This is a genomic window from Actinomycetota bacterium, from assembly GCA_035640355.1.
Classification (GTDB): domain Bacteria; phylum Actinomycetota; class UBA4738; order UBA4738; family HRBIN12; genus CALGFI01.
The window spans coordinates 96568-104372 of sequence record DASQWI010000014.1; the positions used below are offsets into that span (position 1 = coordinate 96568).

General features: G+C 65.7%; 7 protein-coding genes. 4 read left to right on the forward strand and 3 right to left on the reverse strand.

Features of this window, described 5'->3' with window-relative positions:
* Positions 1 to 19 precede the first annotated feature (19 nt).
* Positions 20 to 835: a polysaccharide deacetylase family protein gene (locus tag VFA08_07940; GenBank protein HYZ13520.1), complete on the forward strand. Its 816-nt coding sequence runs from the start codon at positions 20 to 22 to the stop codon at positions 833 to 835.
* Between the two features lies 1 nt (position 836).
* Positions 837 to 1817 carry a glycosyltransferase family 2 protein gene (locus VFA08_07945; GenBank protein ID HYZ13521.1) on the forward strand — a complete coding sequence of 327 codons (981 nt, stop codon included), beginning with the start codon at positions 837 to 839 and terminating at the stop codon, positions 1815 to 1817.
* Here VFA08_07945 and VFA08_07950 read toward each other — a convergent pair.
* On the reverse strand, positions 1774 to 4050 hold the full coding sequence (locus tag VFA08_07950; GenBank protein HYZ13522.1) for a hypothetical protein: 2277 nt from the start codon (positions 4048 to 4050) through the stop codon (positions 1774 to 1776). The genes VFA08_07945 and VFA08_07950 overlap by 44 nt on opposite strands.
* Positions 4051 to 4393: 343 nt before the next feature.
* Between VFA08_07950 and VFA08_07955 the strand changes: the two genes are divergently transcribed.
* Positions 4394 to 4831, forward strand: coding sequence for a hypothetical protein (locus VFA08_07955; protein ID HYZ13523.1), 438 nt, complete (start codon positions 4394 to 4396; stop codon positions 4829 to 4831).
* Positions 4832 to 5169: 338 nt separating this feature from the next.
* Here the strand turns inward: VFA08_07955 and VFA08_07960 are convergent, their stop codons facing one another.
* On the reverse strand, positions 5170 to 6294 hold the full coding sequence (locus VFA08_07960; protein ID HYZ13524.1) for a glycosyltransferase: 1125 nt from the start codon (positions 6292 to 6294) through the stop codon (positions 5170 to 5172).
* A gap of 281 nt (positions 6295 to 6575) precedes the next feature.
* Between VFA08_07960 and VFA08_07965 the strand changes: the two genes are divergently transcribed.
* Complete coding sequence (locus VFA08_07965; protein HYZ13525.1) at positions 6576 to 7466, forward strand: glycosyltransferase; 891 nt, start codon at positions 6576 to 6578, stop codon at positions 7464 to 7466.
* A 20-nt stretch (positions 7467 to 7486) separates the two neighbouring features.
* Here the strand turns inward: VFA08_07965 and VFA08_07970 are convergent.
* A partial coding sequence (locus tag VFA08_07970) for a decaprenyl-phosphate phosphoribosyltransferase (GenBank protein ID HYZ13526.1) occupies positions 7487 to 7805 on the reverse strand: 319 nt, incomplete at its 5' end.

The following is a 7805-nucleotide window of genomic DNA, read 5'->3' on the forward strand; positions in this document are numbered from 1 at the left end:
TAAGAGGACATTGCGACTCGTGGGGAAAGCGGTAAACGCCGATCCGGGAAGCAGGGCCGTCGTTCTGTGCTACCACTCCATCCATCCATTTCTTCCATTTCGGTCAGCGACACCAGAGCTGTTCGACGAGCACCTACATTGGCTGCGTCAGCATTGCGAGGTCGTGCCGTTCAGCGGACTCTCGGCCGCGCGCGCGAACGCGAGATCGCGGCCGGCGGTATCGGTGACTTTCGACGACGGCTATGCAGACAATCACGAGTACGCGCTTCCCACGCTGGTTCGGCACGGCATCACCGCGACGTTCTTCGTCACCGCGGGCTTCCTCGAGAAGGACGCCGCGGTGTTGGCGCGTTTCCGGACGCTGAGGGGTGTCTCCGACGAGATGATCAAGCCGCTCTCCTGGTCACAGATCGACGAGATGCGCGCGTCCGGGATGGAGGTGGGCGCGCACACGTACGCGCATCCGAATCTCGCCCGCCTCGACGATCGCCATCTCGAGATTGAGCTAACACGCTCGAAGCGAGTCCTCGAGGATCGCACGGGTATCTCCGTGGGGATGATGGCCTACCCGTTCGGACGGCCGAAGGTCCACGTCGACGACCGCGTCGTCACGGCGGTCCGCAGATCGGGATACGCGCTCGCCGCGACGACGGCCACTCGCGGCCTCCGCCCCCACGACGACCCGCTGATGATCCCTCGGTTCTTCGCGACGAATGACGCCGTACCGGTGGTCCGCGAAAAAGTCCTCGGCGAGTGGGACCTGATCGGCATTGTGAGGGAGCGGGCGCCGAAAGTCGTCGCGAGGTTCGTGTCGCCGAGGGATTTCGCATTCTGAGATGGCACCGGTCGAGCCGGGCACGTCTCGCGATGTGAACAGCATGCCTCAGGACGACGATCGCGTCCCTGTGCTCAGCGTCGGGATGCCCGTCTACAACGCTGAGCGTTACATCGAGGAGGCGCTCGATTCGATCGTCGCCCAGACCTTCCACGATTTCGAGCTTGTCATCTCGGATAACGCCTCGACTGATCGAACCCCCGAGATCTGTCAACGATACGCCGCGAGCGATCCGCGGATCAGATTCGTTCCGATGGCGCAGAACGTCGGTGTGGTGGAGAACTTCAACTCTGTCTTCCGTCTCGCGATCGGCCGGTACTTCAAGTGGGCGGCGGCCGATGACGTGTGCGGGCCGGACTATCTGCGACAAGCGGTCGACGTCTTGGATGGCGATCGGACGGTGGTGCTCGTGTGGGCCAGGACCGTCGGGATCGATGAGCGAGGCGAGCCGGTGATGCTCTCGAACGAGGTGTCCGATCTCAACGCTCCCTGGTCTGTCGACTCGCGCGACCCGGTCGTACGATTCCGGCGACTGCTCCGGAACATGTGGTGGGTCGACGGCCCCTTTTATGGTGTCGTACGCCGGGAAGCACTCGAGCAGACTCGGTGGCTTCATCCTCACCACATCAGTGGCGACCAGATTCTGCTCGTCGAGCTCAGTCTGAAGGGTAGGTTCCACGAACTGCCTGATGAGACGTTCTATTCGCGCGTCCACGCCGACAAGACCTCGCGTCGGCAGCGAACGCTTCGCGATCGCGCCGCGTTAGTCGACCGAAAGGCACCTGGCAGTGGCCCCGCTGGCTGGTGGCGGCTCGTGCGCAGCTACCCCCAGCGGCTGGCCATGTACTCGATGATCATCTGGGGTGCGCGGATATCGTTGGTCCAGAAGGTGCTGTGTCAGGCCGAGATCGCGCGCGCCATCGTTGCCTGGGTTTGGCTCAGGTTCCGGCAGGTCGCGTCGGGTGCTTCGCCCTGGCGTTAGGGCGGGCGACGGCGCCATCCGTGTCCTTGTCTTCCTCCGCCTCCATCGCCGCAAGGAGGGCGCGGCGAGCACGGATGCCTCGTCGACCGTCGCGCGTCTGTGGATCGAGTGTCGGAAGCGTCCGCTCGAGGTACGCACGGAGCTCGCCGAACGCGACGCCCGCGGCAACACCAGCCGCGAGCGCGTACACGCGGATGGCTGCGCCGTCGGTGCCGCGGCCGGTCCGAACGCTCGCCAGGAGGTCCCGCCGGGTGGGCCGCCTGAGGAGTGCATGCGCCTGAACAAGGTAGTGGAGGACATCTATGAAGGGTGGGGCGTCCTCCGACGCGTCCTCCCAGTCCACGAGCGTCCACCCGGTCTCGGTGCGCAGCACGTTCCATGGAGCGAGATCGCCGTGGGCCGCGCCCCTCGACCCGTCCGCCGACGCGGTCCTGCGATAAAGCAGGCCGCAGGCCCGGGCGACGTCGATCGGCAGCCTTGACGGAACGGGCCGCGGCTGCCATGTCACCGACTCCAGCACGAGGACCCCGTCCTCGTGCGCAATGACGCGTGGCACCGTGACGGGTCGCGTGATGTACGGGGAGAAACGGTCCAAAGATTCGGCCTCCGCGCGCAGGCGCTCTCGACCTTCATCGTCGTCGGCCACCTTTGCGATCGCGGACGTCTGTCCATACTGATTGACGATCGCGACGACGTGACGCCCGGGGTGGTTCGCCCTCATCGCCGCGAGCGTTGCGCCTCGGGGGACGAACTGGGCGATCGCTTCACGTACCCGAGCAGGTGGGGCGTCGCCGCGCGGCAGCAATCGAAACGCGCCCGCGTGCGCGGCAAGTCTCGCCGCGCCCCAGGCGACGCGTCCTCGGCCAGTAACGGGCTGGTAAATGGAGAGGGCCGCCGCTGTCGTCGCTCGAGGACCGCGTGGGAACACCCACCGACGCGATGGAGGAATGGCGATCCATCCGGCCCCGAGGCGGCGCATTGCTCGGCTCGACAGGCGCGCGAAGATCTCGTCTCTCGCGCGCGCGGCTACATCGTCCATCGAGGCCGACCCGTCGATCTCGGTGCGCTCGAAGCGTCGTGGGAGCGCAACCTTCCATGCGTCCGTTTGTCGCCGGATCTCCTCGGGCGAGAGCTCTCGCTTGCGTTCGGACACGAGGCGTTCGGGCGCAGTGAGGACGAGCACGAGATCCGGCCGGGGCAGCAGATGGCCCAAGAGTCGCACTAGCTGCGCAGGCACCTGCATCCGGTACCGGGTGGGATCGACGGCCATGTCCCACCACCCGCGCTCCATCACCACGAGACCACTGCGCACCCGAGTCGGCGCCACACGGAACCAGTTTCCGATGAGGAAGTCGGCCCAGTAATAGGCGAGCGCCGCGCTCGAGAGCAGCGGACCGCGCCTGTGGAGCCCATGGGGATCGGTGGGTTCACGTTCTTGCAAGCCGGCGAGGCGTGCGAGCGATGGAAGCACCCCAGGCCGCCAGTGCAGATGCATAGATCTGCGGAACGGCCCGGCACAGTCATTCGGCAGCCTCTCTGCGAGGGTGGATTTGCCCACGCCATCCGGGCCGACGATCAGGACCGTGAATCCGGTTGGACGAGCAATCCGGCTCACGATACGTGCAACCGATCGCGCGACGAGAAGGCCGGCCTTCGCGGGGTTGCCGTAACGCCGACGAAGGACGTAAGCCCGCGCGACTCGCCGAATGGTCGGATCCGGCGCGGTTCGGCGTTCAGCGGCTTCGGCGAGCTGCCCGCCGATATCTCGGCCGAATATCTCCTCTAGTCGGCTGACGAACGCGGCGTGATCGACCTCGGCGAGGGATCCGATGTGCTCCCACTCGCTGGCGTCGGTGACTCCTTTTCGCACACGCTTCGCCGTTAGGTACGCAGCACGAACGGCTTCGAACTCGGTCTCGTCGGCGCGGAGGACGGACTCAGTGGAGATGCCATCAAGCCCGATGGCGTCCGGATCATCGAGCGTGTCGAGCTTGATGACGTCACCGAGGCCGTCAATCACCCAGTACCAGGCCGCGACGTTGTAGCGCAGGCATTGGACCAATCTCAGGGGCCTCGGCAAACGCAGCGGCCAGAGCGGATCGAGGTCCCGTACGGCACAGTCCACGTCGCCGCCGCCTTTCACGGCCTCCTGGCCCAGGCCGGGAGCGTGCAGAACGCGTGCGGTTGCGCCGAGGAGGGGAAGGATCTCGTTCAGCGAGTTCAGAGGCTCCATTCCTATATCAAACGGCCTTGAGGAAGCTGTTGACGACCAACGCAAGGCCAGTCTGCTCCTCTCTCGGTGGATGCTGGCAAGCTCGTCGGTCCCGTCTCGCGCTGTGGAAGGCTATCGAAGCGTCGCACACACCGAGCACTGCCTCGTCCTGTCGGTCCCGTTTGGCTCCATGGCTTCTCGGCGCGTCTCCCTTCACCCAGGCCATGACATCTCGCAGTGTTAGGGAGCGCACCGCCGCCGGCTGACACGCGGATCCGGCGGACCATGGACAAGCGTCAAGTTGCCCTGTCCCGGATCCAGGACCTACGATCACGAGCCAAGCTATGGCCTCGAAGGGAGACGGATGAGCGCCTGGCGGATTGGGGCCGGCACAGACGACGTGGCTTCCGCGCGTGAGGCCGGCGACAACTTGAAGCGCTATATCGACAAGATCACGATGTGGATCCCCGGGGACGTTGTCGTGATCTACGTCGCTGGCGTGACGGCGCTATTTGCCCAGGGCAATGAATCGAGTGTGGTGTGGCTTGTGGTCATGGCGGTTGTAACTGTCGTCTATGTGCCCCTCGCGGCGTGGGTCGCGCGAAAACAAATCACCGGTGCGGTGTTGACCAGGGCGCTCCTTGGTGTCGTCGCCTTTCTCATCTGGAGCCTCACCGTGCCGGCTAACGGCTGGTTCGAGCTGGACGCCCTCGCTAAGGAAGCCGGGTGGGTCGCTCTCATTGCAACCGTGGCTGGAGTGTTCTTCGGTCTTCTTGCCGAGCGGATCGCCCCGACCAAGTGAAGCGAAGGTTTCGTGGGCTCACAACGGCGTGCTTCTCGAATGAGGTAGCAGAGTCCCACTGAGACGGCTTGAGGAAGCCTCAGTCTCAGAGGAGCTAGCCGTTGTGACCCGCGTCACCGGCCTTCTCGAGTTGCGGCCTCGCGACGACGCCGTGTAACCCCGCGGCGCACCGGACCGATCCGAGCTTTTCGAACCAGCGTGTAAAGCCACCCCATGAGCCAGATGAACAGAAGCGCCAAAACGAGCAGCGCGATAAACAACGCCCGAGTGTCGCCCTCCCGCATGTTCTCGTCATCGCTCTATCGGCAGACACTGAGCTTCACTGAGCTTGTTCCGGGCTACGCGAGCTCCGAGACCCGATCCCGGCCCGTCGAGGATCGACCCTCGCCGCCGAGAAGGTGGCGGAGCGCATCGGCTCGTCGGGCGAGGTGGAGCGGTTCAGGCTTCCCGTCCATGTCCGCTCCTCGGCGCCGCCCGAGCGCGCGTACCATCGCGTCGGCGAGGCGCTTGGAGACAGCCTGAACGTCTCCGGAGTCGTCGACGCAGATCCCTTCGGGGCCGGCAAGGAGAGGGGGACCTCCCCGCTTGAGACACACGATGGGAAGTCCAACGGCTCGCGCCTCGGCGATCACGGCGCCTGCTTCCTCGCGAAGGCTTGGAAACAGGAAGACGTCGGCTTTGGCGACCCGCTGCAACACCTGGTCGTGGGTGAGCCAGCCGAGCCACTCGACGCGATCGTCGACTCCGAGCCCTCTGGCGAGATGACGCATGCGCACCTCGTCTCGCCCCGCTCCGCAGACGACCAGCCGCCAATCGGGGAGGAGTCTCAAGGCGTGGAGGCAGAGGAAAAGGCCCTTCCACGGCTCGAATCTCGCGGCGAACACCGCGGTGGGAGTATCCATCCGCGTGCGAGCTGCCGCTGCCACCGCCATGTCATGGCCGATGACCGCATTTGGAAAGAGGGTTGTCTTGCCTCGGTGCCTTCGCGGCAGCCAGTCTCTCGTCTCGGGGTTCTGCGCCAGGATCACGTCGGCCCGCAACCACGAGATCCGCGCCAATGGGTTCAGGTATCGGGCCGTACCCCGACCGACGACCCTTCCGACCTCGTAGGCCGCGCCCTCCAGTCCAAGGTGAGGGACGAGCCGCCACGCCGGGTCGACGCAGCCGCCGACCGGACCGTAGACGAACGGGCGCCCGGCAAGCGAGGCAATCGAGCCGTACCACGCGTTCGCCCACGTGAGGTGCCACACGGCGTCGAACCGGAGCGATCGCTGGAGTCGCCTGGCCTCGCGCAGCGCCGCGATCTGCCACAGGAGGTAATAGGAACGAAGGCCTCGGATCCCGCGCTGCCATGCTCGAGCAGTGTCCGGTAGGTCGACGTAGATGAACGTCAGTCGATTTCGCTCGGGCATCGAGCGGAGCTCCCGCTCGATTGCCGGGCGGTAATCGTTCCGGGTGATCACCCATGTCTCGCCTAAGCGCGCGAGCATCTGTGACCACGCCCACCCCGCTCCCGGCTCGGATCCCCGCCCCGGCTCGCATGCGTAGGCAAACGCGAGGATCCGAGGGGATTGGGGGAGTTTCATCGTTTGTCGAGTGTATCCAGCATGCTCTGTAGCCCAATGGGCTGTCGCTCCGGCGCGGGACCCGCGTCTATCGTCGGAAGCTTCGCTGCTCGGCTTGAGCCGCTCGCGGGCGGGCAAACGCTGCGGGGCTACAGTCCGGTCGCTCCGATGACCATCACGTGCGCGCAACACGTCGCGATCGGCTCGAGATGAGCTCGATCAGCGTGCTCACCCCATCCCGGGAGTACGGCCGGTACATCTCGGACGCCATCGAGTCGGCCAGGCAGCAGGACGGTGTCACGGTCCAGCATGTCGTGCAGGATGCCGGCTCGGACGACGGCACGCTCGACACCCTTCGGTCGTATGGCGATGCGGTCGAATGGAAATCCGAGCCCGACCGCGGGCAGTCCGAGGCGCTCAACTGGGCGCTCGGACGAGCGAGCGGCGACTGGATCGCTTGGCTGAACGCCGACGAGTTCTACCTGCCCCGTGGTCTTCGGACGTTGCTCGATGCCGGCGAGCAACACTCCGCCGACGTCGTCTACGGCGACTGCGTCACCGTGGACGGTGACGGCCGGTTCATCGCTCTTCGCCCACAACACCGGTTCAGCCGAACGATCCTTCGCCTGTATGGGCCGTTCCTGGCCAGCGCCTCGGTTCTGATCCGCAGATCGAGCCTTGGGGAAGAACCATGGGACCCATCGCTCATCCAGGTCATGGACTGGGACATCTACCTCGCGCTGGCGTCTCGTGGCGCGAAGTTCCTCCATGTCGCGTATCCGGTGGGAGCATTCCGCCTGCACGGAAGCCAGGCGTCGACGAGGACCAAGCACGTCCGGCGGGAGACGGAGGAGGTTCGCAAACGGTACGGCATCTCTAGTGGCTCGTTGTCCCAGCGCGCCGGTCCCATGTTGCACGGACTCGGCAAGCTCGCGGACGGGTCGTACGTGCGTCAGGCGCGAGCCGCGGCGCTAAGCGGGCGGGACCTGCGGTGGTTTGCTGCACGTGACGGAGCGGAGACGTTCCGCCTGCTGCTCGATCGCTGCTACCGGGGGCGAACGTGGCGGTGAGAGAGGGCGGGTCGCGTCGCTCAGGATCCGTAGACGCCGATCACGACGAGCAGCACCCACGACGCTCCGAGCACGAGCAGCGACGGATCGGTGAGGACGACGTCCTCCGGGGCGTCGCCACGACCTTTGTCGAGCAGGAACGCGTACCGGAAGATCCCCAGGACGAACGGGATGATCGACAGGCTCGACCACAGCGTCCCGCCGGCCGCGCCCTCGAACGCCCACAGCGAGTAGGCGGCTATCGTCACGGTCGACGCGCTGTACTGGATGTAGCGGAGATACACCTCCGAGTACTCCTCGAGGCTGCGGCGGTGTCGCCCTCGATCCGCACCGAGCTGA